The organism is Bacillus sp. HNG (assembly GCF_003400205.1).
In the GTDB taxonomy this organism is placed as follows: Bacteria; Bacillota; Bacilli; order Bacillales; family Bacillaceae_L; genus Ferdinandcohnia.
Genome location: NZ_QUQV01000050.1, coordinates 1 through 1,614, shown reverse-complemented (window position 1 = coordinate 1,614; position 1,614 = coordinate 1). Strand labels below are relative to the sequence as shown.

Below are 1,614 nucleotides of genomic sequence, written 5' to 3'. Positions count from 1 at the left end.
TAAACAAACATACTAAGATTAGTAGTGCAGACCAAGGCATTGGTTCGCACTACTATTTTTTTATATAGTAGAAGTGAAGAATAGGTCGACAAACGTTTTGGGTCTTTGAATCCGCTAAAACAAACTGGCCATCTTCACTTACCTTATTTGAATCAGGTTTAAGTATGTTGGATCCTTGAGATCGTGTATAAGAAATGGGAATCGATAAGTGTAAGATGAAGACTTCAATTTGGAAAGAGAGGTTCAATTATGAAGCATGTAATGGCATTTGATGTGAGTATGGGGAAAAGTTATATGGTAATCTACAACCCTTTAAAACAATGTATTTTTGAGGGTGAAATTCAACACGATAGACCTAGTTTTATCGATGTAAAAAATAAAATAGAACAAATAACTCAAGGCTATGGGAAATGCCCAGACATTGTTTTTGAATCAACAGGAGTTTACTCTAGACCACTCGAACGGTTTATGGCAGAAAACAATTATTCTTATTGTTTATTAAATCCTCTAGAAGCTAAAATTCAATGTGATGCATTACGAATACATAAAACGGATAAAAGTGATGCACATCAACTGGCTCTTACCCACTTTAATACGGAAAGAAAGGTAAAACATTCATCAGATAGAGTATTTGAACAGCTAAAATCCCTTTCTCGCTTTTATAGTGAGTTGGATGATGAATTAACAGTTATTCGCAATAGATTGCATAAGGTTCTACAAGAAACATTTCCTGAACTTGAGACCATATTCAAAGCTAAATCGGAGCTATTTTTAAATATCGTACAAATATTTCCACACCCTGATTTAATACTCAGTCACTCAAAGACAGTGATTAAAAATAAAATAATGGCAAATACAAATAAAAACATTTCTAAGAAGAGAGCAGAAAAGAAAGCCATAGAACTATTAGAAGCAGCGGAAAAATCCTATCCAGCTGTATCTTTAGATGATGTATTATGTGAGCAAGTTAAAGTATATGCCGCAAGGTATCAAGAGTTAATGAACCAGAAGGAATCCTGTATAAAGAAAATGGTGGCTTTAGCTGAGGAGAGATTAGAGTATCAAATATTGATCAGTATTCCTGGGATTGGTCCCAATACTGCCGTAAGATTGATGGCAGAGATCGGTGATATTACAAGATTTAAAAATAATAAACAGCTTAATGCATATGCAGGTATTGATATTCGTAGATATCAGTCAGGTAAAACATTTTATAAAGATAAGATTAATAAACGCGGTAACAAACACTTACGAAAACTGCTTTTCATCATAATACAAAATATGATTAAATTACGCAGAATTGGCAACAATCACATCGTTGATTACTATGACAAATTAAAAACGCAACCTTACAACAAATGTCATAAAGTTGCGTCTATCGCTTGTGTGAATAAACTATTAAAGAATATATTCTTTTTAGTTACCCACAACCTAAACTATGATTACCGGCTAGCCACCACATCATAGTCATACATACATAGTATCACAAATCTAGCCCTATTCAAAAAAATGTAAATGGATAGGTCTATTTGTCATGTTTTCTTTTAATCCCCCAGCCACTAAAATATATATTATAAAACTTTATGGAATAACCACTTGACTAAACGTAAGAAA

Annotated in this window: 1 protein-coding gene; it reads left to right on the top strand. The window is 32.9% G+C overall.

The annotated features are described in order from the left end of the window. Positions 1–249 precede the first annotated feature (249 nt). Entirely contained in the window at positions 250–1,467 is a 1,218-nt protein-coding gene (locus tag DZB84_RS24575) for an IS110 family RNA-guided transposase (RefSeq protein WP_116354911.1), read from the top strand. The last annotated feature ends 147 nt before the right edge of the window (positions 1,468–1,614 follow it).